This window comes from Nocardiopsis ansamitocini (assembly GCF_030268225.1).
Classification (GTDB): Bacteria; Actinomycetota; Actinomycetes; order Streptosporangiales; family Streptosporangiaceae; genus Nocardiopsis_D; species Nocardiopsis_D ansamitocini.
This window is the reverse complement of record NZ_BSQG01000002.1, coordinates 235,171-259,550: the sequence shown is the minus strand read 5'-3', so window position 1 is coordinate 259,550 and position 24,380 is coordinate 235,171. Positions and strand designations below refer to the sequence as shown.

The following is a 24,380-nucleotide window of genomic DNA, read 5'->3' as shown; positions in this document are numbered from 1 at the left end:
GAACAGGCATCTCGGAATACGAAAAGACAATTGATCGATATCGGGCACGCGATCGCCCCGGCTCGGTACGAGCCGGGAAATCGGAAACCGACGGGAACGGTCTGGTGTCGACACCCGTCTCGTTTCAGTGAATTTCCGGACAAGGGATGACTCCCTGTCCGCATTCGGGCTGATCACGGACACAAACGGCGCCCCGCCGCCCTCGAAGGGCTAGTGGCGGAGCGCCGCGAAAACACGTCGAACCGGACTAACAAGCGTGCAAATATGTTGTCCGACCAGGGGAAACCTGGCCTGGACGGGCCTCCCGCGGCCTGGTGACGCGTGGGTACCCGGCTGGCGTGCCCGGCAGGTGCAAACCTGCCGACTACTTCCTTTGTACGCTCTATTTGCGCAGTTGGAAAGGGCATCGAAGAGATCTTTTCGCCCACGACCGCAAAGCCTCGTGGTAACGTTGCGTATTATCTTTGTTACTTGGACGCGAGCTCATCGGGCGCGTGTCGCGAAGGATTTCCCTATATCCTCAACCCCGGTCGGCAACGCAACGGCATGCGACCGACCGGATCCGTGCCGATGACCGACAGAGACGCCCCACCAGTGGCTCCCCGAGCCGCTCCGACCGTCCAGTGTTCTGCCCGGCGCGCAACAGCGCCGCCCCTGACCTCACCTGGATAACGGAGCCGGCTCTACCCCCCCGGAGCCGGACCGTGGACGGCCCCCGCTATCCCCCCAGCGGGGGCCGTCCCATGTCTCCTTGTTTCCGCGCCGCCCCGCGTTCCTCCCTCCGCCAGTCCCGTCCTGCACTGTCGGGCTCCAGCGTGCGCCGATCCCCATCACGGGTATCCACAGCCCGTGGATACCCGCGCGACCCGATTGTCCACAGGCTGTGGATCGACTTCCGCACACCTCCACGACGTCGACAAGAGTGAAGGAGTCCGGCTTTTCCACAGGGAGGTCCCCGTGCACCCAGACATCCCGGCCCGCCCCTTGATCGTCACCGACGACTCCGAACTCCTCGACGACCTGCTGCGTCTGGCCAGCGCGGCCGATATCGAGGTGAGCGTCGTCCATGCGGCCTCGCGCGCAGGACGCGAATGGCCGCGGGCACCCCTGGTCGTGGTCGGCCGCGATCTCGTCACCCAACTGGCCGCCCTCTCCCCCGGTGACAACCCCAACGTGGTCGTCACCGGGCGTGGAACATCGCGGATCGACGACGATCGCGCCGCCTGGGACAGCGCACTGCGCATCGGCGCCCGCGAGGTCGTCGACCTGCCCGACCACGAGGGCCGCCTGGTGGACCTGTTCGCCGAGGCCGCCGGAGGCGGCCCCGGCCACGCCCCCGTCGTGGCCGTGGTCGGAGGCCGCGGCGGTGCCGGGGCCAGCCTGCTCGCCGTGGCGTTGGCCCTTGCCGGACAGCGCTCCGGGATGCGCACCATGCTCATCGACGCCGATCCCTTGGGCGCCGGCCTGGACCTGCTGATCGGGGCGGAGCACACCCCCGGTGCCCGTTGGGACTCTTTCACCGGCCGCCAGGGACGGATCATCTGGCCCGCACTGCGCGACGCCCTGCCGACCGTGCACGGGATCGTCCTGATGACCTGGGCACGCCAGGAGGCCGCCCCGGTCCCTGCACCCGCCATGCGCACGATCCTCACCTCAGCGGTCCGCGGTGCCGAGCTCCTGGTCGCCGATCTCCCCCGGACGCCCGACCCCGGTACAGCCGAGATCCTGGGCAGGGCACGCGTGGCGCTGGTGGTCCTGACCGCCGACGTCCACTCGGTGCTGGCCGCTGCCCGAATCGTGCCCCGGCTGCGCGAGCAAGCGGCCGACGTCAGGCTGGTCGTGCGCGGAGCCTCCCCGGCCACAATCCCCGCCGACACCGTTTCGCAGTCGCTGGGCCTGCCGTTGGCAGGGGTGCTGGAACACGAGCCAGGACTTGCCCGCGCCCTGGAACGCGGCGACACCCCCGCCCAGCACCCCCGTTCCCCTCTCGCGTCCTTCAGCGACTCCTTCCTCGGCACGTTGCCCTCCAGCCCTTCTCCCTCCACATGAGCACCCCCCACGGCGACCCCCGTCTCCTGGAAGCGGTCCGGGGCCGCCTCGTCCGGGAAGCCGCGTCCCCGACCCCGGCCAAGGTGGCGGCGGCCGTCCGCGCCGAAGGCGGAATGCTCGGCGACTCCGAGGTCCTGGCGATCGTGCGCACGCTGCGCGCCGACCTCGCCGGGGCCGGACCGCTGGATCCACTGCTGGCCGACCCCGAGATCACCGACATCCTCGTCAACGGCCCCGACGACATCTGGGTGGACGACGGAAGCGGTCTGCGCCGGGTGCCGGAGGTAGGGTTCACCGACGACGACGCCGTACGGCGTCTCGCCCAGCGTCTGGCGGCACAGGCAGGGCGCCGGCTGGACGCCGCGGCGCCATGGGCGGACGCCCGGCTGCCGTCCGGGGCACGGCTGCACGCAGTGCTCGCCCCGGTGTCCCCCGACGGAACCCGATTGTCGCTGCGGCTCCCCCGCCACCGGGTGTTCTCCCTCGCCGAACTGGTCGCCGCGGGCGCGCTCCCCCGATCCGGAGCTCTCCTCCTCAAGGCTCTGGTGGAGTCCCGGTCGGCCTTTCTGGTCTCGGGCGGTACCGGAACGGGCAAGACCACGCTGCTGTCAGCGCTGCTTTCGCTGGTGGGGCACCGGGAGCGGCTGGTACTCGTCGAGGACTCCACCGAACTGCAGCCGGAACACCCGCATGTGGTGCGGCTGCAGTCGCGTCCGCCCAACATCGAGGGCAGCGGAGGCGTCGACCTACGCCAACTGGTACGCCAGGCGCTGCGGATGCGCCCCGACCGGCTGGTGGTGGGCGAGGTCCGGGGTTCGGAGGTCCTCGATCTCCTGGCCGCCCTCAACACCGGTCACGACGGCGGCTGCGGAACGCTGCATGCCAACACCGCCGCCGACGTGCCCGCCCGGGTCGAGGCGCTGGGGTGCGCCGCCGGCCTTAGCCGCGAGGGCCTGCACAGCCAACTGGCCGCCACCAGTGCCCTTGTCGTGCACCTTGCCCGCGACCGGAGCGACGGAACACGGAGGGTGGCCCAGGTGTGTGTGCTGCGGCGCAGCGGGGACGGCCTGGTCCGCGCGGTCCCGGCCGTCACCTACCCAGCGCAGGGCCGCGAGGCCCACGACGAGGGATTCGACGAACTCCGTGCCCGGTTGGACACCTGGTGTCCCGATCCCGCCCCACCTTGGTGACCGTGGACTGGCCGGCATTGTCGGCGCTGCTGGCCCCGTACGGTCCGGTACTTCTGCTGATCGGCTGTGCCGGGTGCGCGGCAGCGTGGTCGTCTCCCTCGCCCGGGGAGCTGCGACTCCAGCGGATCGACACTCGCCTGTTCCGATGGCGGCTTCCCGATCTACGGACAATGCTGACCCGTCGGCTGGCGAGCAGTCCCGAACGGTTGCGGGCTGCACGGCTGCGGGCCTCGGTGGAACTGTGCCGGGTGATGACCGCCGAACTGCGCGCGGGACGCTCCCCCGCACATGCCCTGGAGGCCGGGACGGCGGAAATCGCGCCCCACCGGGCCGTTGACCTCACCGAGGCGGTCTCTCTGGCCCGGCAGGGCCACGACCCCTGCGACGCGCTGCTTCGGGCCGCCGCCGAGCCGGGCGCCTGGGGGCTCGCCTACTTGGCAGCGTGCTGGCGGGTAGCGGCCACCTCGGGCAACGGGCTGGCTCTGGTGGTGGAGCGGCTGGCCGAGAGCCTCACCCGCGAGGAAGCGCTGCGCCAGGAACTGTCCGCCCAGTTGGCGGGACCACGCGCCACCGCCGCGCTGTTGGCCGGCCTTCCGGTACTCGGTCTGCTGATGGCCGGCGGCCTGGGCGCGGCACCGCTGACCTTCCTGTTCACCACACCTGCGGGATTGGCCTGCCTTGCCGGCGGCCTCTGTCTGGACGCCGTCGGGCTGTGGTGGACCCGGCGCATGGTGCGCGGGGTGCTGTCCGCGCTGGAGCCGTGACCGCGCAGCCGGAAGAAAACGTCCAGGGGGCGCGGCCCGCCTGGACGAGGGGGCCCTGATGACCGTCTTCGACGCTGTGATCATCGGATGTGCCGGTCTGGCCGGTTTCTTGCTGGCGGATCGGGGCCGCTCAACCGCCGAGCGCCGACTTGCCATGCTGGGAGGGCCCCCGATCCGGTCGACGCGACGTCGCATTCCGGGGGCTGCGATACGCATACTCGTCTCAGCAGTTCCCACCGCCACGCTGTGCCTGCTTCTCGGGGCGGGGTCGGGCCTGCTTCCAGGACTGTTCCTGGGGGCGCTGACGTGGTGGAAGCTGGGGCGAGCGCCCTCCCCCTCGCCCTCGGCTCCTCGGACGGCGAGTCTGCCCATCGTGGTGGATCTGCTGGTCGCCGCACTGCGTGCCGGTTCCGATTCCACGCAGGCGTTGGAAGCCGTCGCGGAATCGGTCGGCGGTTCACTGGGAGAGGTACTGGGCGGCGTGGCGCACCGGCTCCGGCTCGGTGCGGAACCCGCCGACGCATGGAACGAATTGCACGGCCCGCCGGAACTGACTGCGCTTGGCCGCGCCGTGGCGCGAGCGAGCCGAACCGGTGCCCCCTTGGCGGACGTCCTCGAACTGCACGCGGCCGACTGCCGCCGCACCGTTCGGGTCAACGTGCTGACGCGGTCCCAACGGGTGGGGGTTTCCGTGGTCGGACCACTCGGCCTGTGCTTTCTTCCGGCATTCGTACTGATCGGTGTCGTGCCACTGGCTGCCGGCCTGATCGTTGACCTCGTCTCGGGCTGAGGCCCGGCTGCACGGCCACGTGTGACCCCTCCATCACCCCGGCCCGGACAGCGGGGGAACCCCCGTGAGCATGCCGCCAGCAGCGCGGAGGCGACCGACACGCCCCTGCTGCTCCTGAACCGAGTTATCCACAGAAATCAAATTCCTTCCTCCGACACCGCGCATCCGGCGCACCCTGGTTGTCAAGGCCCTACCAGCCACCCCCGCTTGGAGGCATTCCTTGTCTGCCGTCACCGTTCTTTTGCACCGGCTACTCCTCCCCGTTCGCACCCGCGAGCGCGGAATGGCAACCGCCGAATATGCACTGGCCACGGTCACAGCCTGTGCGTTCGCCGCGGTTCTGTACCTCATCCTCACCAGCTCCGAGGTCCGTGACACCCTGACCACCCTGGTCACCGGCGCCCTACAGGTCGGGGGCTGAGGTGTACCGCCGCCCACACGGACCGGCGGTCTCCGGGCACCGTCCGCCCGGAGACCGCCCCGGACGGGAACGCGGAACGGTCACCGCAGAGATCGCGGTGTCCCTGCCCTGCCTGGTCTTCGTCCTGGGAGTCGCGATCGCCGCGGTGCATGCCGCGGCCGTGCACCTCACATGCGTCGACGCCGCCAGGATCGGTGCCCGCGCGCTGGCACGGGGCGACGCCGAACCCGTGATTCACACGCTCGTCGCCTCGCTGGCCCCCGAGCACGCGCAGATCACCCTCTCCCGGAACGGAGAAACCGTCGAGGTGTCGGTCACCGCCCCGGTGCACATCATTCCCGGCCTACCGGCTCCGGCCAGCGCGGTTGGCACAGCGGTCGTACCAACCGAGCCCGGGCGGTGAGAAGCGGCGTGTGCAACGACGCACCGGCTCGTTCCGCCCGGCCTGTCCGTCCAGTCCTCCCTGTCCGCACCGCACCGTTGAGGAATCCCCCAATGCGACGCAACCAGCTGTCCCCTTTCGACGATCCGCACTACCAGCGCCCGTTGTGCGAGGTTCTGCGACGAGGCATCCGGATACGGATACGCCCGTACCGGGTCGTCCTGAGGATGTTCCTGCGCCACCCTGTCCGAATGCTGCGGCAGGCCACCGGAATCGGGGTGCTGCGTCGTCGGGCGGCTCGTCCCTCGGAAAGACGGTGAGAAGGCTCAGCGGCGTCTCGTGCGACAACGGCTCCGGCACCGTCTGGGTCCTGACGCTGTGCGCGTTGCTCTGGTTCTCCGCGCTGTCCTCGGTCGCGCTACTGAGTGTGCGCACCGACCGCCATCGAGCGGTCGCCGCGGCCGATCTCGCGGCGATCGCCGGCGCGGGAGCAGCCGCACGAGGGGCGGCCTCGGCCTGCGCCCGGGCCCAAAGCACCGCTGAAGCCAACGACGCACGCCTGACCGACTGCACCCTGTCCTCGCTCACGGTGACCGTCGAGGTGGCAGTGGCGGTCCGGCTATGGCCCCGCCACCGGGTATCGGCCACAGCTCGCGCCGGCCCAGTGGATACAGCCGCTGGGCAATCACGTTTACCCACCGCTAAAGCCTTCGCCTGCTCCTTCAACGAACCGCTCCCCCGGCGCAGTCCGGCCCTGCGCCCTCACGGACACCGATCGGAGTCACCATGCCCCTCTCGATCCGCGCCCGCCGACTGGCGGCAACCGCCACCACAGTCACCGTCCTCTTCTGCTGCTGCGCCTTCACCGTCTCCGACCCAAGCGGCCGCATTACCGTCGGGAAGGACAGGATCTCGGTCAGTACCGAGGACGGCCGTTCGGTGGAACTGTCCCGCTCCTCGCTCAGGGGCGGGGACCCCCGTCACGAAGACGCCTCCGCCCAACCGGAACGTCCCCGTCCACCGATCGTGCGGGACGTAGAAGGCCCCACCCCGATTCCGTCACGGAGCACAGCGGCTACTGCCGACCCCCCGCATCGCACAGCGTCCGCGGCTCCTGTCCCCCACACGACCCCGTCCCGTGCGACCGACGAGGCCGGCGCATCCCGGGCCGGCCCACCCCCTTCCCAACAGGCGGATGCGTCCCCCTCCGGAACCGGTTCCTCCGCTTCTCCCGCAGCCCGCATCACCCCCTCGCCTCCGCCCGCCCTCAGCACCCCCTCCGCCCACCCCCCGGGCATCGGCCACGGAGCCGCTCCAAGAGACGCTCCAGCACCCCCTAAAGAATCCATGGCCGGGGTGCGCTACGGGTACCTTCCACCGGCAGAGCCGGCCGCCACCGCGCTCACCATCGCGGGAACCGTCTCCTCATGGGCACTGCTGGCGGCAGCCTGTCTCTTCCTGGCCCTGCGGCTCAGCATCGGGCTACCGCGTTTCCCTCCCCGGTACCGGGGCCGGCGCAGGGCCCGGGGATGACTGATCGGTTCAGGCGGCCGGCCCGGGAAGCCGGGCCCGACAACACCGCCTGCGAGCATACGAAAAGCATCCGCCGGCTTCACCAGGACCGCCAGAACATCGACGCACGCCGCCCCTACCGCCGGACAACTACCCGCCGGCCTTCCCCTGTCCTTCGAGCAGCACATCCAGCAGACGCAACGCACCCGGTTTACTCAACGGCTCGTTACCGTTGCCGCATTTGGGCGACTGGATGCACGACGGGCAGCCTTCGGAGCACTCGCAGCCGGCAATGGCGGCGCGCGTCGCGCCCAGCCAGGCGCGCGCCGCCGCATACCCCCGTTCCGCGAATCCGGCCCCGCCCTCATGGCCGTCGTAGACGAAGACCGTGAGCAGGCCGGTGTCCGCGTGCAGGGCGGTGGACACACCGCCGATATCCCAGCGGTCACAGGTGGCGAACAACGGGAGCAGACCGATCGCGGCGTGTTCGGCGGCGTGGGCGGCACCACGCAATTCCACCCCCTCGGCCAGGAGCTTCTCCTCCGTCTCCCGGCCGACCGTCCACCACACGGCCCGGGTGTGCAGGATGCGCTCGGGCAGTTCCAGCGGTTGCTCCCCCAACACGGAGCCGGTCCGGATGTCGCGTTTGAGGTAGGCCACCACTTCTCGACCCACCCGTACCTCTCCGAAACTGACGTTGGCCGCACCCCAGGTCTCCGTACGCAGAGTCGCGCGGATCTCGATCTCGGTGACCTCGCGGGCCCAGGTGCTGTACTCGGGATTCTCGGCACGCACCAGCGCGACCCCGTCCTCCAGATCGAGCCCGTCCACCACGTAGGTGAGTCCCTGGTGCAGGTAGACCGCGCCGTCGTGAACACTGGAGTGGGAAGCGGCCTCGTCGATGGTGCCCAACAGCTGTCCTGTCCCGGTCTCCACGATCTGGACGGGCGGACCGCCCGATCCCCGAATATCGGCGAGGTCGGACGCACGGTCACGGCGCGTCCAGAACCATCCCCTGGGGCGTCTCCGCAACAGTGCGCGGTCGACCAGGTCGGCCAGGACGCCCTCCGTTGCGGGCCCGAAAATTTCCAGGTCGTCGGACGTGAGCGGAAGCTCGGACGCCGCCGCGCACAGGTGGGGACCGAGGACGTAGGGGTTGTCCGGATCCAGCACGGTCGCCTCGACCGGCTGCCCGAAGACGGCATCGGGATGGTGCACCAGATAGGTGTCCAGCGGATCGTCACGGGCGATGAAGACCGCGAGGGCGTCCGCGCCGCCGCGTCCGGCCCGTCCGGCCTGCTGCCACAAGGAAGCCCGTGTCCCCGGCCACCCGGTCAGCAGCACGGCGTCGAGTCCCGTGACGTCGACCCCGAGCTCCAGCGCGTTGGTGCTGGCCAGCCCCAGCAGTTCCCCGGAGCGAAGAGCGGCCTCCAACGCGCGCCGGTCAGTGGAGAGATAGCCACCGCGGTAGGCAGCGACCCGATCGACCAGGTCGTGGGCCTTGGCATCCACCAGTGCGCGCTGGGCCGACATCGCCACCAGTTCCGCGCCCTGCCTGGAGCGCACGAACGCCAGCGTGCGCACCCCCTCACGAGCGAATGAGGCGAGCAGGTCGGCGGCCTCCGCGGTGGCGGTGCGGCGCACCGGCGCGCCTTTCTCCCCCGTTTCCCCGGTCAACTCCGGCTCGACCAAGGCGAAGCTCAGTGCGGGACGGGGTGAAGCATCACTGGTCACCGCGGTGACCGGCAGTCCGGTGAGGCGTCGGGCGCTTTCGGCGGGAGCCGCCGCGGTCGCCGACGCCAGAATGAATACCGGCTCGGAGCGGTAGCGGGCGCAGACCCGCCTGAGCCGGCGCAGGATCTGTGCCACGTGCGAGCCGAACACGCCCCGGTAATGGTGTGTCTCGTCCACCACCACGTAGCGCAATCGTCGCAGGAAGCCGGACCAGGCACCGTGGCGGGCCAGGATGCCCCGGTGCAGCATGTCGGGATTGGTGAGCACGTAGTTGGCGTGCGCCCGAACCCAGGACCGCGCCTCCCCTGCGGTGTCCCCGTCGTACGTGGCCGCGCGCATTCCTGGCAGCGCCAGGTCTGCCACACCCCGGAGCTGGTCTGCGGCAAGGGCTTTCGTGGGTGAGAGATAGAGCACGGTATGCCCATCGGCGACCGCGGTCGCGCACGGCAGAAGGAACGCCGCCGACTTTCCGGAGGCGGTGCCGGTGGCTATGATCACGTTGTCGCCCGCGTGGGCGAGGTTCGCCGCATCCACCTGGTGTGTCCAGGGAGCGGTCACCCCTGCCTCGACCATTCGCTCCACAAGTGAGGTCTCCGCCCAATCGGGCCAGTCCTCGCTGACCCCGGGGCGGCGCGGCAGACGCTGCACATGTGTCACTCGCGAGGGGCGGGTATGGTCACGCCACAACCGTTGGAGGAGTGGTTCCCAGCGGTTCACCCCGAACACCCTTTCACCCGGTGCGCGCACTCGTCTCCCAGAAACGGCGGCTGATGGACAACGGTTTCAGTCTCGCACCTGGGGGAAGACCAGCGCGGTGGCGTGATTTTCTTGTGCACAGCACGCAGACAGCAAGGCCAGGCGTGGTTGAATGCCGCCCTGTGGGGTAACGCCCGGCAGAGATCACTCGCGTTTTTTCGCGGTTCGGCGCTGGAGGACTAGTGGATTTGAAGCTTGATCACTACACCGAGAACGACACCGAGATCGTTGTCGTCGAAGGTGAAATCGATGTCTACACCGCGCCGCGGCTGCGTGAACTGCTCATCGACCTGGTCAACAAGGGCAACTTCCACCTCGTGGTGAACATGGAGAAGGTGGAGTTCCTCGACTCGACGGGCCTCGGTGTGCTCGTGGGCGGCCTCAAGCGGGTCCGCGCGCACGACGGCACCCTTGACCTGGTGTGCACCCAGGAGCGGATTCTCAAGATCTTCCGCATCACCGGTCTCACCAAAGTCTTCGGCATTTACGAGTCGGTGCAGGACGCCATCGACAACCGTAAGTCGAAGTAGTCACGTAAGCACGAGCGATGGCAATCGTCCAGCTCACCATCAGTGCGCTGCCCGCACATGTCCGTACCGCGCGACTCATGGCCACGGCCGTCGCGCGGCGCGCGGGCATCGCTGAGTCAACCCTCGATGAGGTTCGTCTGGCGGTCGGGGAAGCATGCTCACGCGCGGTGGAAGCCCACCGCGCGCACTGCCCCGAGCAGCCGATCCAGCTGGAACTGATCGACAGTGCCGGCCCTCCCCCCGGTGGGTCACGGCCGGGCTCGGTCACCGACCGGGTGAACGGCAGCGGTTCGGGCCGGTTCGAGGTAGTGGTCTCCGACCGGGCTCCCGCCAAGGAGCCCACGGACACCGCGCTCCTGGACGGCTTGACCGGCGACTCGCACGCCTACCTCGGTGTGCACACCCCCGCGGGTGGCGTCTCCGGCCTCTCTCCGGATGTCGGCCTGGCCGTCATCCTGGGGCTCGCCGACGAGGTCGCCATCGAGCCGGGCGACATCGGCACAGTGGTCCGTATGAGCTGGCCACTGGGCGGTCCCGACCCCGAGGACGGCAACAGCATCGTCTAGAACGGGTCTTCATCCCAACAAGCGGGCGCTTCCCCCCGGAGGCGCCCGTTGTCGTGTCCGGCCCTGCCCCGAACGGGGCCGGGCCGGACGGGCTCACCTGCACGACCGACCTGCCCAGGAGTACGGGAAGGATCAGTCGCACTTCTGCGTGGACACCGGCGCGGTCGCGCTGCTGCCGGCCGCCGCGTTCGCCGCGACCTCGTCAGCGGTGAGGACGTAGCCGGTCTCCTGGTCGTTGGTTGCCGCGGCGAAGACGACGCCGTAGACGGTGCCCTCGGGCGAGAGCAACGGACCACCGGAGTTGCCCGGCTGGACCACCGCACGCACCTGGTAGATCTCCCGGCTGACCTGCTGGGAGTGGTAGAAGTCGGGCCCCTGCGCGGTTTGCTGGGCGCGGATGCGGGCCGGTACGACGGTGAACCCGTTGTTGCGCGGGAAGCCGGCCACCACCGCGTCGTCGCCCTTCTGGGCGGCGGACTCGAACTCCAGGGGGGTCAGTCCCAGGCCCGGGGCGTCCAGAACCGCGATGTCCTGCTGGGGGTCGTAGAGCACGACCGTGGCGGGGATACGTCGTCCGTCCCTGGTCACCACCCGCAGGTCCTCTTGGACACCCGCGACGACGTGGGCGTTGGTCATGATCCGGTCCTCGGCGTAGACGAAACCGGTCCCCTCCACCCTGCGCTGGCAGGACGGGGCGGTGCCCAGCACCTTGACGACGCTCTGGCTCGCGGAGCGCAGCTCGCTGGTGGTCAGCGCGGCCGGGTCGGGCTCGGCGACCTCCGCCGGTTCGCTGGACCCCAGACCACTGAAGACCTGGGGGAACGCACTCTGGTCCACGATTTTGCGGAAAGTGGCGAACCACATGTGCGTGGAGTCGGGCATGACGGAGTCCACCGCGTGCAGCACCCGGGAGTTCTGCACCTGGGTGGTGACGAAGGGGATCGCGGAGTTGGCGACCGCGCTACCGATCAGCCAGGTGACAAGCAGGACCGAGAGGCCGCTCACCACTGCGCCGCCCATCGCGTCCACGACCCGGGCGGAGTCCCACGTGACCCGGTTGCGGATCAACGCCCCCAGGTAGGAGGCCAGGAACTGGCCCAGTGCAGCGGACAGGAAGACCACCGAAATGGCCAGTAGTGCCTGTTGTGTGGGGTCGTTCACGAGCATCTGGATCAAGGCCGGAGCACCGAGCGCGGCGAGCACTCCGCCACCGATGAAGCCGGCGAAGCTCAGCACCCCGACGATGAAGCCCTGCCGGTACCCAGACACGGCGAAGACCACAACGAGTACGCCGAGGATCGCGTCTAGCACGCCCTCTCCAATCCCGTTGATGCTTTCAGGGGGTGGTTCTGTCGCCGTCGGCTCCGACCAGGGTAAGCACGTCAAGCAACTCGTCGGCCCCGCCTGCCGGCCATGGCCGTTCCCATCCGCCCAATACAAGCAGTTGACTGAGTATTCCTGCGGTAAAGCCCCATACCAGCATTCCTTGGACCCGGAACGCGGGACCGGTGGAGCCATCGGGGTGGCGCGTGCGCAACCGGTTGGCCGGATCGGCGAGTTCGGCAATGGGAACCCGTGCCACCGAGGCGACTTCCCCCACGTCCACCGGACGCACCTCGGAGGGGGTGTGCCACCAGCCCATGACGGGAGTGACCCGAAAACCCGTGCGGTGGATGTAGAGCTCGGGGAGGCTCCCGAGGACGTGCACCCCTGCGCGGACCGCGCCGGTCTCCTCCTCGGCCTCGCGCAGCGCGCACTCCAGCGCCCCGGAATCGGCCGGGTCGATCGCGCCGCCCGGGAACGCGGGCTGGCCGGAGTGGCGCCGCAGCCCGGTGTTGCGCTGGATGAGCAGGACGTCAGGCCCCTCCTCGCCCTCACCGAACAGCACCAGGACGGCCGAGTCCCGGCCCCCGACGGCCGGGGGGCGCAGGACCTTCGGCACCGGCATCGTGCGCGCGGCCTCGTACAACGAGGTGATCCAGTCCGGCGGGATCATGAGAACGGCCCCGGCCGCACGAGGGCCTCAGCGGTCTCGGGCTCCACCGGTCCCTCTCCGTAGGAAGGGCAGAGCTTGGCCACCCCGCACGCCCCGCAGGCGGGCCGACGGGCGTGGCAGACGCGTCGCCCGTGCCAGACGAGTCGGTGCGACAGCATCGTCCAGTCCCCGGCCGGAAACAACGCGGCGATCTCGTGTTCGACCTTCACCGGATCGGTCGCGTCGGTCATCTTGAACCGCCGGACCAACCGGCCGAAGTGGGTGTCCACAGTGATGCCCGGGACTCCGAACGCATTGCCCAGCACCACGTTGGCGGTCTTGCGTCCGACCCCGGGCAGGCGCACGAGGTCGTCGAGGCGTCCGGGCACCTCGCCGTCGTGTTCGGCGCACAACCGCTGCCCCAGTCCGATGATGCTGTTGGCCTTGGCCCGGTAGAAACCGGTGGAGTGGATGATCTTCTCCAACTCCGCGCGGTCGGCGCCGGCGTAGTCGGCTGCGTCGCGATAGCGCGCGAACAAGGTCGGAGTGACCTTGTTGACGCGTTTGTCGGTGCATTGGGCAGAGAGAATGGTGGCGACCAGGAGTTCCAGCGGGTCGGTGAAATCAAGCTCACAGTGCGCATCGGGATAGAGCAGGGCCAATTCCCGGTTGATTCGTCGGGAACGTCGCACTAGTGCGAGACGCGTCTCACCCGTTGGGGTGGCGCGCTCCACGGAAGCGGGCGTGGCGGGGGCTTCGGGTACGTCACGGGGCACGCTGCCCAGCCTACGGACCCCGTCGGCAAATCGGTCCCGTGCGGCCGGTCCTGCCCGCTGACACATCCCATCGTTGGGTTGTCCGGCGCCAACGGCGGGCCTAGCGGGCATAGGAACCCTGGAACAATTAGGATCATGAGGGCTGACGTCGGCTGTGACGGGCGTGATCGTCCACCGGACGGCAAACCGAGATAACGAGCCGGTTTCACAGGTGGTGCGATATGCGTCACACTGTTGACGGTCAGGCTGCAAGGAGGAACTGGTGGACGAAACCAACGAGGTGCTGAGCAAGGCACCCCTGTTCGAGGCGCTTGACGAGGACGGCTCCGCCGCACTGCGCGCCACGATCAGCGAGGTGCGGCTGGGTCGAGGGCAGACCCTGTTCTCCGAGGGCGACGAGGGCGACCGCCTGTACGTGATCCTCGCTGGGAAGGTGAAACTCACCCGGACGGCGGTCGACGGCCGCGAGAATCTGCTCGGCGTTCTCGGCCCGGGCGAGATGTTCGGCGAGCTGTCACTGTTCGACCCACGCCCGCGTACGGCCAGCGCTGTGGCGGTGACCGACGCAATCCTGGCCGGACTGGGCCATGACGATCTGCGCCCCTTCATCTCCCAGCAGCCGGAGGTGGCCGTTCACCTTCTGAAGTCGCTGGCGACCCGACTGCGCAGGACCAACGACGTGATGGCCGACCTCGTCTTCACCGACGTTCCCGGCCGCGTCGCCAAGGCGCTGCTGGATCTCGCCGAGCGCTTCGGCAAGGAGGGCGAGGACGGCCTGCACGTCCATCACGACCTCACCCAGGAAGAACTCGCCCAGCTGGTCGGCGCCTCCCGGGAGACGGTGAACAAGGCCCTGGCCGAGTTCGCACTGCGCGGATGGCTGCGCATCGAGGCCAAGGCCGTCGTGCTGCTCGACATCGAGCGGATGCGTCGCCGGGCTCGTTGAGCACCGCACACGATTGACCGGGCCCGGCCTTCTGGCCGGGCCCGTCGTCGTCGGGAGGTGCTAGTGCGCCAACACCGCGGCCGGCACGTCGCCACGCTTGACCAGATAACGCAGCTGTGCGCGCACGGACGACGCAGCAGCGTCCAGGACCGCCTCGTCCACCTCCGCGTACACCCGGGCCACGATCTCCGCTGTGGAGCCGTCTCCGGCCGCTACAGCGTCGAGGATCTGCCCCAGCCGCTCCTCGCGGTGCCTGATGTAGGCGTTGAGCTTGGTGAGCGGCTCCGTGCAGATCGGACCGTGTCCTGGCAGCAGGGCACGCACATCGGCCGCGGCCACCAGGTCGCGCAGCCGCGCCAGCGAGCCCAGGTACTCACCGAGGTCCCCGTCGTCTGCGATCACCGTCGTCCCGCGGCCCAGCACCGTGTCCCCGGTGAGCACTACGTCGTCGGCCGGCAGGTGGAAACCGACGGAGTCACGGGTGTGCCCGGGCAGCAGCAGGGCACGCAGTTCCAGACCGTCGACCTCGATGACCTCGTCGTCGGTGAACTCCGCTCCTCCGATGCGCTGCGCCGGATCGACGGCGCGTACCGGGGAACCGGTGAGCTCGGAGAAGTAGCGTGCTCCCTCGGAATGATCGGGGTGCTGGTGGGTGAGCAGCGTGGTGGTCACCTGTGCCCCCTGTTCCTGCACCATGCGGGCCACCCGCTCCAGGTGCCGCTCGTGGTGCGGGCCCGGATCGACCACGATGACGCCCCTGGCACCGGGCTCGCGCAGGACCCAGGTATTGGTGCCTTCGAGTGTCATCGGCCCCGGATTGGGACACAGGACACAGCTCGCGCGCAGGGTTCCGGAACCGTCGATCCTCATCGCACCTCACTTGGCGACGTCACAACTGCTGGGGGTCAGAGCGGGTAGTCGATACCGTCGGGAACGATCAGCGTGATCCGGCCGTCCACCTCACGGAGTTCGGGCAGGATCGGGACGATCCGGCGTTTGGCGGCCAGGACCGACTGCGGTGTGGCACAGGCGGCGAGATCGTTGAGGCCGGCGACAGTAGGCGGCAACATGGCAAGCCCGCCGGCGCGCCAGGCGCGCACTGCCTCTTCGGGGCGCATCCAGGCAACCCGGTCGGCCTCCCCGCCGACGTCACGGGTCTGTTGGCCCTGCGGCAGCAGTGCGGCGAAGAACCGGGTGTCGAAACGGCGCGGCTCGACCTCGGGGGTGATCCACTGCGACCACTCGCGCAGCAGGTCGGAGCGCAGGACCAGACCGCGGCGGTCGAGGAACTCGGAGAACGCCAGCGAGTGGTCGACGAGGGCGCGGCGATCGACCTCCCAGTCGTCACCGCGGGTGTCGGCCACGACTTCGCCGCCGGACGGCCCGGCCAGCAACACCCCCGATTCCTCGAAGGTCTCGCGCACCGCGGCGCAGACCAGCGCACGGGCCAGTGGTTCGGCCACGTCGAGCCTGCGGGCCCACTCCCCCGGCGGGGGGCCGGCCCAACGGATCGTGTGGTCGGTGTCGCGCTCGTCGACCGAGCCGCCGGGAAAGACGTAGGCACCGGGGGCGAAAGGCATCGAGGGGGCCCGCCGCAGCAGATACACCTCAAGTGGGTTCTCGTCGTTCCCGCGTACCAACATCACGGTGGCCGCGTCGCGGGCGGGGACCGGATCGACCCGGCCGGCGATGACATCACGGACCCGGGCGGAGACCGCGTCCCCGCCGCCGAGGTGGCGGGCCGCCGCACCGGGCGGCCCGCTGAGGTCGACGGTGAGCGCTTCGGTGCCCGGGGGGCGCGCCCCTCGCTGGCCTTGCGGAAGATTCGCTGGCACGGACGCCCTCCCGGGTCTTATGCGCTTATGGAGCGGTTCACCCGCCGAACGGCTATGCGACCTCGACGATGAGCTCGACCTCGACGGGTGCGTCCAGCGGAAGCACCGCCACACCCACCGCGCTTCGAGCGTGCACCCCGGCTTCCCCGAAGACCTCGCCCAAGAGCTCGCTGGCGCCGTTGATCACCAGGGGCTGCCCGGTGAAGGACGGATCGCTGGCCACGAAACCGACGACCTTCACGACGCGCTTGACCCGGGACAGCTCACCGAGCTCGGCTTTGACCGCCGCGATGGCGTTCAACGCGCACAGCGCGGCCAGCTCCTTGGCGCGCTCCGGCGTCACCTGGGCTCCGACCTTGCCGGTGTCGGCGAGCGTCCCGGACACCATCGGCAGTTGCCCCGAGGTGTAGACGTAGTCGCCGCTGCGCACGCTGGGCACGTAGGCGGCGACCGGCTTGGCGACCTCCGGAATCGCGTGTCCGAGGCCCGCGAGACGCTCCTCGGGAGTCCCCATCGTCACTTCTCCCGCTTGAGGTAGGCGACCAACTGCTGGTTGCGCGGGTCACCGTCCACAGAGGGACCGGGGATCACCGAAACGAGCTCCCAACCATCCTCTCCCCAGTTGTCCAGAATCTGCTTGGTCGCGTGCGACAACAGCGGCACGGTCGCGTACTCCCACTTCGTCATGAGCGCAACCTTACCGAGTGCCCCCGCCGCTTTCCCGACCGACCGACCACTCCGCTGCGGAGCACGCCCCGCCAAGAGGAGGGTGTGGCCGAAGGTCCTACAGCCGTCACGCATAAAATCCGTTGCGTGAGTGCACGTGATCGCGATTGGGACGGGGTACGCCTCCACGTCGTCACGGGCAAGGGGGGCACCGGCAAGACGACGCTGGCGGCGTCACTGGCCCTGGCGCTGGCCTCGGGCGGCAAGAAGGTGCTGCTGGTCGAGGTGGAGGGACGCCAAGGCATCGCACAGCTGTTCCGCTGCCCTGCGCTGCCCTACGAGGAGCGCAGGGTCGCCACCGCCGTGGGCGGTGGCGACGTGCACGCTTTGGCGGTGGACGCGGAGGCGGCCCTCCTGGACTACCTGGAGATGTTCTACGGGATGCGCCGCGCGGGGCAGGCGCTGACCAGGTTCGGGGTGGTGGACTTCGCCACCACCATCGCGCCCGGCATGCGCGACGTCCTGTTGACCGGCAAGGCCACCGAAGCCGTACGCCGCCGGGCCAGGACAAGGAAGGACCGCGGCGCACGACGCGACACCGCCAAGGCACCGTTCGTCTACGACGCGGTGGTCCTCGACGCCCCGCCCACCGGCCGCATCGCGCAGTTCTTGAACGTCAACGCCGAAGTGGCGGGGCTGGCCAGAGTGGGGCCGATCCGCAACCACGCCGACCGGGTCATGGAGGTCATCCGCTCCCCCGAGACCCGGGTGCACTTCGTCACGATCCTGGAGGAGATGCCGGTGCAGGAGTGTCTGGACGGGATCGCGCAGGTGAGCGAAGTGGGACTGGGGATCGGAGGGATCATGGTCAACATGGTTCGCGATCCTCTGCTGCCTCCCGGGGCGCTGGCTGCCGCGGCCGAGCAACACGTCGACACCGAGGCACTTGCCCAAGGGCTCAAGTCGGCCGGGCTGAAGGACGCAGGACAGTTGGCCGGTGCCCTCTCCGGGGAACTCGTCGAGCACGCACGCCGGGTCCGTATGGAAGCCGAGGTGCGCGAGCGCCTGAACGAGGCGGCCCGACCGTGCTACGAACTGCCGCTCATCACCGGCGATCTCGACCTCCCGGGGCTGCACCGGCTGGCCGGGGTGTTGCGGGAGCAGGGGGCCGCGTGATGGCGGACGCCCGGACACCGCCCTTCGACGTGGACGCGCTGTTGGACGACCCTGCGACCCGGATCGTGGTGTGCTGCGGCTCCGGCGGCGTGGGGAAGACCACGACGGCCGCGGCACTGGGACTGCGTGCCGCGGAGCGCGGCCGGCACACCGTGGTGATCACGGTGGACCCTGCACGCCGCCTCGCCCAGTCGCTGGGGTTGACCGAATTGGACAACACCCCTCGACCGGTTCCCCTGGAGGCCACGGCCAAGGGATCGCTGCACGCCATGATGCTGGACATGAAGCGCACCTTCGACGAGATCGTCGAAGCGCACGCCGACCCTGAGCGGGCCGCGCAGATCCTGGCCAACCCCTTCTACCAATCGCTGTCGTCGAGTTTCTCGGGGACGCAGGAGTACATGGCGATGGAGAAGCTCGGGCAGTTGCGCAGGCGCGACGAGTGGGACCTGATCATCGTGGACACTCCACCGAGCCGATCCGCGTTGGACTTTCTGGACGCGCCGAAAAGGCTCGGACGGTTCCTGGACGGCCGACTCATCAAGTTCCTGGGCGCGCCGGCCAAGACCGGGGGCCGCGCTTTCCGGCTCCTGGGCGCGGGACTCGGCATGGTCACCGGAGTGATCGGCAAGGTTCTCGGCGCGCAACTGCTCAAGGACGTACAGACCTTCGTGACGGCCTTCGACGCGGTCTTCGGCGGGTTCCAGGAGCGCGCCGACCAGACCTACCGGCTGCTCCAGGCACCGGGAACAGCGTTCATCGTCGTCGCGATCCCCGAGAGCGACGCGCTGCGGGAGGCGTCCTACTTCGTGGAGCGGCTGGCCGCCGAACGAATGCCGCTCGCCGGAATGGTGCTGAACCGCACCCACCGTTCGTCGGTGCCCCTGCTGTCGGCGGAACAAAGCGAGGCCGCGGCCCAATCGCTGGAACGGTCCGGGGACAACCCGTTGGCGGCAGCTGCGCTGCGACTGCACACCGAGCGCGTCCGGTTGCAGGCGCGGGAGTCGCAGATGCGGCAACGCTTCAGCGCGGCGCATCCCGCGATCGGGCTTACCGAAGTCCCGGCCCGCCCCGAGGACATCCACGATTTGGCCGGTTTGCGCCAAATCGGCGAATCGCTGGCGGACACCGCGGCCCCCGGCTGCGACCAGGGGGCTTGAGCGGGGAGACCCGTTCAGCCGGCCAGGAGCGTCTCGATACCGGTGGCTTCGTCTCCACGGTGTTCGCGGCGGGCCCCGTCCAGCAGCTTCCACCAGGAGGTAACCTCAGGACGACGGCGCAGCAGCGCGCGCCGCTGGCGTTCGGTGGTGCCTCCCCAGATACCGAACTCGACGCGGTTGTCCAACGCGTCGGCCAGGCACTCGGTGCGCACGGGGCAGCCCCGGCAGATGCGACTGGCACGTTTTTGTGCGGCCCCCCGCACGAAGAGCGCGTCGGGGTCGGCCTTGCGGCACACGGCCTCGGTGGTCCAGTCCGTGATCCGCATCTGCCCCACTCCCACGATCATCACGCGCCTCCGACGACCGCGCGATGGCACTGCGTCGTCGGGTCTGACGCCACGGCCGTTTGGAAAGGTACGGTCGCGGCAGGTGGACCACCAGGGCGTGGTCCACTCATCGGAGGTACTGCTCCTTACGTCTTTGCTGGTGAAGAAACTACGGGCCGCCGCCTGCGGCCAACAGGCCCCATTCGGCCCATTTCCGGCGTAGTCCGGTTGGGCCATCCCCGTTAGGGGCAACAGACCGCTCCGACCCCACTGAGGGTGACGAGTCGTCGGTACGAGGCCGTCTCCTGAGGAGACGGCGATCATGAAAAGATGACCCTCAGGTTGATGGTTTATGACACAGCCGAAAAGGAGAGCAAGCACGCTCTCCCCCGGCGGTTCGGGACTGGATTCCTTGCGGTCGACACGTAGTCTGGACGGGTGGGTCAGGGGACATTGCTGCAGAAAATCGGTCAGCTGCTCGGCGTGGGCATTGTTGCGGGCGTACTCGTAGCCGCACTCGCCCTACCAGCGATGGGAGGGTTGGGCATCACTGCGCGCAATGTCGCGACAGGCTTCTTGAACATGCCCAGTGAGCTCGAAACCCCGCCTCCCCCGCAGCGCTCGGTCATCTACGACGTCGAGGGCGGCGTGATCGCCGAGATCTACGACCGCAACCGCGAACTGGTCAAGGTCGACGACGTCGCGCCGGTCATGCGCGACGCCATCATCTCCACCGAGGACAGCCGGTTCTACGAGCACGGCGGCCTCGACATCTCCGGCACGTTCCGCGCCGCACTGCGCACGGTGAGCGGCAGCACCCAGGGCGGTTCCTCACTCACCCAGCAGTACGTCAAGAACGTACTGATCGAGGGCACCACCTCCGAGGCCGCACAGGCCGAGGCCCGCGAGACCACGCTGTCGCGCAAGGTCCGGGAGCTGCGCTACGCGGTCTCCCTCGAAGAGAAGATGTCCAAGGACGAGATCCTCGAGGGCTACCTCAACATCGCCTACTTCGGCGACGGCGCCTACGGAGCCGAGTCCGCAGCCCAGCACTTCTTCAGCAAGCCCGCCAGCGAGCTCAACCTCGGTGAGGCCGCCACACTGGCCGGACTCGTGCGCTATCCCGAGCTCTACAACCCGAGGCTCAACCCCGAGCAGGCCACGGAGCGCCGCGACGTCGTGCTGGACCGCATGGTCGACACCGAGTCGATCACGCAGGAGGAGGCCGACGAGTTCAAGGGCACCGAGCTGAAACTGGACATCAGCACGCAGAGCAACGGCTGCGTACCCAGCAAGCAGCCGTTCTTCTGCGACTACGTGATCCAGGAGATCGAGAAGAGCGACAAGTTCGGCGAGACCGAGACCGAGCGCGCCCGCTGGCTGCGCACGGCCGGCCTGCAGATCCACACGACCCTCGACCCCGACATGCAGGCCGCCGGGCAGAAGGCCGTGGACAAGTGGGTGCCGCGCAAGAACGAGTCGCGCAAGGTCGCCGCCGAGGTCTTCCTGGAGCCCGGCACCGGCCAGATCCGGGTGATGGCCCAAAGCCGCAACTACGGTCCCGACGAAAGCAAGATCGGCGAGACCTCGATCAACTTCGCCACCAACGCCGACCGCGGTGGAAGCAGCGGTTTCCAGGCCGGATCGACCTTCAAGGCGATCACGCTGGCCGCGGCCCTCGACCAGGGGATGCCCTACAGCACGTCCTTCACCTCCGGCAGCAGCACCACCATCACCGGCCAGAAGAACTGCAACGGCGCCCCGCTCGCATCGTGGAGCCTCAGCAACTCCAGCGAGAGCAAGGGGGCGACGACCCACAACATGGTCTCGGGCACCAAGGCGTCGGCCAACACCTACTTCGCCCATTTGCAGAAGCGCGTGGGACTGTGCAACGTCATCAAGATGGCGGAGAAGCTCGGGGTCACCCGCGCCGACGGCCAGAGCTATGACAACGACAACACCCAGAGCAACAACTCCTTCACCCTCGGCAGCGAGGAAGTCTCGCCGATGAGCGTGGCCAACGCCTACGCCACCTTCGCTGCGCGGGGCGTCTACTGCAAGCCGCAGGCCATCACCAAGATCGACGACCGCCAGTCCGGCAAGACCATCGAGTTGGACAGCGACTGCGAGCGTCGGATCTCCAAGGAGACCGCCGACGGAGTGAACTACCTGCTCCAGCAGACCTTCAACGGCGGCACGGCCTCCAGCCTCGGAATCGGCCGTCCGGTCGCGGGCAAGACCGGCACCACCGACGGCTCCGCCAGCGCCTGGTTCGCCGGCTACACCCCCAACCTCGCGGGCGCGGTGTTCGTGGGCGACCCCCGCGGCCCCAACCAGCACCCCCTGCGCAACATCACCCTGGGCGGACGCTACTTCGGCACGGTCTACGGCGCGACCATTCCGGGACCGATCTGGCGCGAGACCATGCAGGGGTCCATCGACAAGCTGGACGCGGACAACTTCTCCCGATCGCCGTCGCGGTTCGGCTCCACCTCCGAGCCGGCCCCGCCCGCCCCCGAGCCCTCGCCCGCGGCGGCGCAGCCCACGAGCGACCAGGGGGGCGTGCCCAACGTGGTCGGGCAACAGCGCGACTCGGCCGTGGCGGCACTGGAGGCGGCCGGGTACCGGGTGAACGTGTCCGAGACCCCGATCCGCTCCGACCAGGCCCAGGGCACGGTCGCGGCGGTGAACCCCAACCCCGGCACCCGGCTGCCGGAAGGCGCTGCCGTCAACGTCTTCCTGAGCAACGGCGGCGGAGGCGACACCGCGGCCGGCTTCCCGGGGGCGGGTACCCCGTGGACGCACGGGCGTGAACCCGACGTCGTTCCGGTGATGCTGCCCATGTTCTAGGACACGGACAGCCTGTACGACGCCCGGGGCGGGTCGACCACATGGTCGACCCGCCCCGGGCGTTCGTCGTGGGAGACGCGATGCTCCGGCGGCTCAGGCCAGTTGCCTGCGCACCTCGGCCGCGACCCGGCCGCCCTCGGCGCGGCCGGCGATCTTGGGGTTGACGACCTTCATGACCTTGCCCATGTCACCGGCGCCCGCGGCCCCCGTCTCGGCGATGGCCTCGGTCACGAACGCGGCCAGTTCGTCGTCGCCCAACTGCGCGGGAAGGTAACCGGCCAACACCTCGCCCTCGGCGCGCTCGGCAGCGGCCTTCTCGGGACGGTCGCCCTGGTCGAACGCCGTTGCTGCCTCCTTGCGCTTCTTGGCCTCGCGGGCGATCACCTTGACGACGTCGTCGTCGCTGAGCTCACGGGCGGACGTACCGGCGACCTCCTCGTTGGAGATCGCGGTGAGCACCATGCGCAGGGTCCGGGTCCGTACGTCGTCACGCGCCTTCATGGCGGTGGTGAGGTCGGATTTCAGGCGGGACTTGAATTCGGCCATGCAAGCGATCATAGGGTTTCCCGGTGGTGGGCGCGGAGCGATTATTTCCTCCGAACCGCTGCGCCACAGCACGTCCGTGAATTCCGGACAGTTTCTTCCACCGGTTTCAGCTCAACCGTCTCGGGGGTTCCGCCGGTCTGGCACGATCGTGGCATGACAGGTGCGCGGCCTTCGGGCAGGACGGGAAAGACGCTGCGGACGATCGGTCGCGCGGCGGCGGTCACCGGTGCGGTGGGGGTGGCGGGGCTCGCCTACGCTTCCGTCATCGAACGGAACTGGTTTCGGTTGCGACGCTACGAAATACCGATCCTCGCCCCGGGAAGCGACCGGGTACGGGTGCTGCACCTGTCGGACGCACACCTGACACCGGGACGCAGGATGCTGATGGACTGGATCCGCGGCCTGGACGCCTACGAACCCGACCTCGTGGTGAACACCGGCGATTCGTTGGCCAGCGCCGATTCCGTCGCACCGTTCATCGATGCCCTCGGCCCCCTGCTGGACCGGCCCGGACTGTTCGTCTACGGCTCCAACGACCTGTTCTCGCCCCAGTTGAAGAACCCGGCGCGCTACCTGTGGCGGAGCAGCAAGACCGACTACAACAAGCGCACCGTCCCCGACCTGCCCTGGCGGGATTTGGGCGCGGCGATGTCGGACGCGGGCTGGCTGGACCTGAACAACCACAAGGGGCACGTCAAGGCGGGCACCGCGAACATCGCGGTCGCCGGGATCCACGACTCCCACATCAAGCTGGACCGCTACGAGAAGGTCGCCGGGCCGGCCGACCGCACCGCGGACCTGCGTCTGGGCGTGATGCACTCCCCGGAGCCCGCCAACATCGACCGCTTCACCGCAGACGGCTACGACCTGCTGTTGGCCGGGCACACCCACGGCGGTCAGATCTGTATGCCGTTCTACGGCACCCTGGTCACGAACTGCGGGATCGACCGCCGCCGCGCCTGGGGGCTGAGCCGTAACGGCGCCTCGTGGCTGCACGTCTCGGGAGGGTTGGGCACCTCCCCCTACGCCCCCGTGCGGTTCTGCTGCCGTCCGGAGGCCTCCCTCCTGGACCTCGTGGCCGCGCCCTGATCCTCGGTTCGGGTGGTGTGCCCCTTCGCCCCGGGGCAGTACAGCGGGCACACCGCCTTCTCACCGGCGCCGCGAAATCCATGTACGAACGGCACCGGGAGTCAGCTAGACTTAGCAACGTTGCTTCGGGGTGTAGCGCAGCTTGGTAGCGCGCTTCGTTCGGGACGAAGAGGTCGTGGGTTCAAATCCCGCCACCCCGACCAGCCAAAACGCCGGTTCCACTGGAACCGGCGTTTTGCATTGGGGGACCGAATAGGGGGCCACGCGCACTCAGACCGGCCTTGATGCCACCAAGTGTGCACCAAGACACATTTAGGGTGGCGCTGTCCGCTCCAGCAGGG

Annotated in this window: 26 protein-coding genes and 1 tRNA gene; 17 read left to right on the top strand and 10 right to left on the bottom strand. The window is 69.1% G+C overall.

Annotated elements, in window-relative coordinates; translation table 11 throughout:
• Window positions 1-957 precede the first annotated feature (957 nt).
• From ssd to QSJ59_RS07705, 9 genes are all read left to right on the top strand, one after another.
• Window positions 958-2,049: a septum site-determining protein Ssd gene (gene ssd, locus QSJ59_RS07745; protein ID WP_285758241.1), complete on the top strand. Its 1,092-nt coding sequence runs from the start codon at window positions 958-960 to the stop codon at window positions 2,047-2,049.
• Entirely contained in the window at window positions 2,046-3,239 is a 1,194-nt protein-coding gene (locus QSJ59_RS07740; protein WP_285758239.1) for a TadA family conjugal transfer-associated ATPase, read from the top strand. The genes ssd and QSJ59_RS07740 overlap by 4 nt, the downstream gene beginning before the upstream one ends.
• Window positions 3,212-4,003, top strand: a complete 792-nt coding sequence (locus tag QSJ59_RS07735; RefSeq protein ID WP_285758238.1) for a type II secretion system F family protein — start codon at window positions 3,212-3,214, stop codon at window positions 4,001-4,003. The genes QSJ59_RS07740 and QSJ59_RS07735 overlap by 28 nt, the downstream gene beginning before the upstream one ends.
• A gap of 58 nt (window positions 4,004-4,061) precedes the next feature.
• Entirely contained in the window at window positions 4,062-4,793 is a 732-nt protein-coding gene (locus QSJ59_RS07730) for a type II secretion system F family protein (protein WP_285758237.1), read from the top strand.
• A 220-nt stretch (window positions 4,794-5,013) separates the two neighbouring features.
• Complete coding sequence (locus tag QSJ59_RS07725; RefSeq protein ID WP_285758236.1) at window positions 5,014-5,214, top strand: DUF4244 domain-containing protein; 201 nt, start codon at window positions 5,014-5,016, stop codon at window positions 5,212-5,214.
• A 1-nt stretch (window position 5,215) separates the two neighbouring features.
• On the top strand, window positions 5,216-5,617 hold the full coding sequence (locus QSJ59_RS07720) for a TadE family type IV pilus minor pilin (RefSeq protein WP_285758235.1): 402 nt from the start codon (window positions 5,216-5,218) through the stop codon (window positions 5,615-5,617).
• Window positions 5,618-5,709: 92 nt separating this feature from the next.
• Window positions 5,710-5,916 carry a hypothetical protein gene (locus QSJ59_RS07715; protein ID WP_285758234.1) on the top strand — a complete coding sequence of 69 codons (207 nt, stop codon included), beginning with the start codon at window positions 5,710-5,712 and terminating at the stop codon, window positions 5,914-5,916.
• A complete protein-coding gene (locus QSJ59_RS07710) occupies window positions 5,913-6,635 on the top strand; it encodes an Rv3654c family TadE-like protein (protein ID WP_285758233.1) in 723 nt (240 codons plus the stop codon). The genes QSJ59_RS07715 and QSJ59_RS07710 overlap by 4 nt, the downstream gene beginning before the upstream one ends.
• Window positions 6,636-6,943: 308 nt before the next feature.
• Complete coding sequence (locus QSJ59_RS07705; RefSeq protein WP_285758232.1) at window positions 6,944-7,129, top strand: hypothetical protein; 186 nt, start codon at window positions 6,944-6,946, stop codon at window positions 7,127-7,129.
• Between the two features lie 129 nt (window positions 7,130-7,258).
• Here QSJ59_RS07705 and QSJ59_RS07700 read toward each other — a convergent pair whose 3' ends face one another.
• Complete coding sequence (locus tag QSJ59_RS07700; RefSeq protein ID WP_285758231.1) at window positions 7,259-9,559, bottom strand: DEAD/DEAH box helicase; 2,301 nt, start codon at window positions 9,557-9,559, stop codon at window positions 7,259-7,261.
• Between the two features lie 221 nt (window positions 9,560-9,780).
• On the opposite strand from QSJ59_RS07700, the gene QSJ59_RS07695 reads away from it, so the two are divergent.
• Window positions 9,781-10,128, top strand: coding sequence for an STAS domain-containing protein (locus tag QSJ59_RS07695; RefSeq protein ID WP_285758230.1), 348 nt, complete (start codon window positions 9,781-9,783; stop codon window positions 10,126-10,128).
• 17 nt (window positions 10,129-10,145) lie between these two features.
• Entirely contained in the window at window positions 10,146-10,694 is a 549-nt protein-coding gene (locus tag QSJ59_RS07690) for an ATP-binding protein (protein WP_285758229.1), read from the top strand.
• A 132-nt stretch (window positions 10,695-10,826) separates the two neighbouring features.
• Here QSJ59_RS07690 and QSJ59_RS07685 read toward each other — a convergent pair whose 3' ends face one another.
• Genes QSJ59_RS07685 through nth form a run of 3 tightly spaced genes read right to left on the bottom strand, consistent with a single transcriptional unit; the run spans window position 10,827 to window position 13,445 of the window.
• Complete coding sequence (locus QSJ59_RS07685; RefSeq protein ID WP_285758228.1) at window positions 10,827-12,005, bottom strand: MarP family serine protease; 1,179 nt, start codon at window positions 12,003-12,005, stop codon at window positions 10,827-10,829.
• A gap of 25 nt (window positions 12,006-12,030) precedes the next feature.
• Window positions 12,031-12,690 carry an NUDIX hydrolase gene (locus tag QSJ59_RS07680; RefSeq protein ID WP_285758227.1) on the bottom strand — a complete coding sequence of 220 codons (660 nt, stop codon included), beginning with the start codon at window positions 12,688-12,690 and terminating at the stop codon, window positions 12,031-12,033.
• The gene (nth, locus tag QSJ59_RS07675) at window positions 12,687-13,445 is read right to left on the bottom strand and encodes an endonuclease III (protein ID WP_285758226.1); all 759 of its coding nucleotides are present in this window, start codon (window positions 13,443-13,445) and stop codon (window positions 12,687-12,689) included. Before nth ends, QSJ59_RS07680 begins: the two co-directional genes overlap by 4 nt.
• Before the next feature lie 259 nt (window positions 13,446-13,704).
• On the opposite strand from nth, the gene QSJ59_RS07670 reads away from it, so the two are divergent.
• On the top strand, window positions 13,705-14,391 hold the full coding sequence (locus QSJ59_RS07670; RefSeq protein ID WP_285758756.1) for a Crp/Fnr family transcriptional regulator: 687 nt from the start codon (window positions 13,705-13,707) through the stop codon (window positions 14,389-14,391).
• Between the two features lie 60 nt (window positions 14,392-14,451).
• Here the strand turns inward: QSJ59_RS07670 and QSJ59_RS07665 are convergent, their stop codons facing one another.
• From QSJ59_RS07665 to sp36, 4 genes are read right to left on the bottom strand one after another with little or no spacing between them, the layout of a single operon-like run.
• Complete coding sequence (locus QSJ59_RS07665; protein WP_285758224.1) at window positions 14,452-15,261, bottom strand: MBL fold metallo-hydrolase; 810 nt, start codon at window positions 15,259-15,261, stop codon at window positions 14,452-14,454.
• A 35-nt stretch (window positions 15,262-15,296) separates the two neighbouring features.
• The gene (locus tag QSJ59_RS07660; protein ID WP_285758223.1) at window positions 15,297-16,226 is read right to left on the bottom strand and encodes an NUDIX hydrolase; all 930 of its coding nucleotides are present in this window, start codon (window positions 16,224-16,226) and stop codon (window positions 15,297-15,299) included.
• 52 nt (window positions 16,227-16,278) lie between these two features.
• Window positions 16,279-16,740: a RidA family protein gene (locus QSJ59_RS07655; RefSeq protein ID WP_285758222.1), complete on the bottom strand. Its 462-nt coding sequence runs from the start codon at window positions 16,738-16,740 to the stop codon at window positions 16,279-16,281.
• 2 nt (window positions 16,741-16,742) lie between these two features.
• Window positions 16,743-16,913 carry a Sp36 family protein gene (gene sp36, locus QSJ59_RS07650; protein ID WP_133739902.1) on the bottom strand — a complete coding sequence of 57 codons (171 nt, stop codon included), beginning with the start codon at window positions 16,911-16,913 and terminating at the stop codon, window positions 16,743-16,745.
• Window positions 16,914-17,039: 126 nt separating this feature from the next.
• Here sp36 and bagA point away from each other — a divergent pair, with 126 nt between their 5' ends.
• Entirely contained in the window at window positions 17,040-18,068 is a 1,029-nt protein-coding gene (gene bagA, locus QSJ59_RS07645) for an ATPase BagA (protein ID WP_285758219.1), read from the top strand.
• Window positions 18,068-19,228, top strand: coding sequence for an ATPase BagB (gene bagB, locus QSJ59_RS07640; RefSeq protein WP_285758217.1), 1,161 nt, complete (start codon window positions 18,068-18,070; stop codon window positions 19,226-19,228). Before bagA ends, bagB begins: the two co-directional genes overlap by 1 nt.
• A 14-nt stretch (window positions 19,229-19,242) precedes the next feature.
• On the opposite strand, the gene QSJ59_RS07635 is transcribed toward bagB, so the two are convergent.
• Window positions 19,243-19,554, bottom strand: a complete 312-nt coding sequence (locus QSJ59_RS07635) for a WhiB family transcriptional regulator (RefSeq protein WP_285758754.1) — start codon at window positions 19,552-19,554, stop codon at window positions 19,243-19,245.
• A gap of 582 nt (window positions 19,555-20,136) precedes the next feature.
• Here QSJ59_RS07635 and QSJ59_RS07630 point away from each other — a divergent pair.
• The gene (locus tag QSJ59_RS07630; RefSeq protein WP_285758215.1) at window positions 20,137-22,404 is read left to right on the top strand and encodes a penicillin-binding protein; all 2,268 of its coding nucleotides are present in this window, start codon (window positions 20,137-20,139) and stop codon (window positions 22,402-22,404) included.
• Window positions 22,405-22,497: 93 nt separating this feature from the next.
• Here QSJ59_RS07630 and QSJ59_RS07625 read toward each other — a convergent pair whose 3' ends face one another.
• Window positions 22,498-22,950: a GatB/YqeY domain-containing protein gene (locus QSJ59_RS07625; protein ID WP_285758213.1), complete on the bottom strand. Its 453-nt coding sequence runs from the start codon at window positions 22,948-22,950 to the stop codon at window positions 22,498-22,500.
• Between the two features lie 153 nt (window positions 22,951-23,103).
• Here QSJ59_RS07625 and QSJ59_RS07620 point away from each other — a divergent pair, with 153 nt between their 5' ends.
• Together QSJ59_RS07620 and QSJ59_RS07615 are read left to right on the top strand one after the other, a co-directional pair.
• Window positions 23,104-24,039 (top strand): metallophosphoesterase, encoded by a 936-nt coding sequence (locus QSJ59_RS07620; protein WP_285758211.1) that lies wholly within the window; start codon window positions 23,104-23,106, stop codon window positions 24,037-24,039.
• A gap of 126 nt (window positions 24,040-24,165) precedes the next feature.
• Window positions 24,166-24,242, top strand: a tRNA-Pro gene (locus QSJ59_RS07615).
• The last annotated feature ends 138 nt before the right edge of the window (window positions 24,243-24,380 follow it).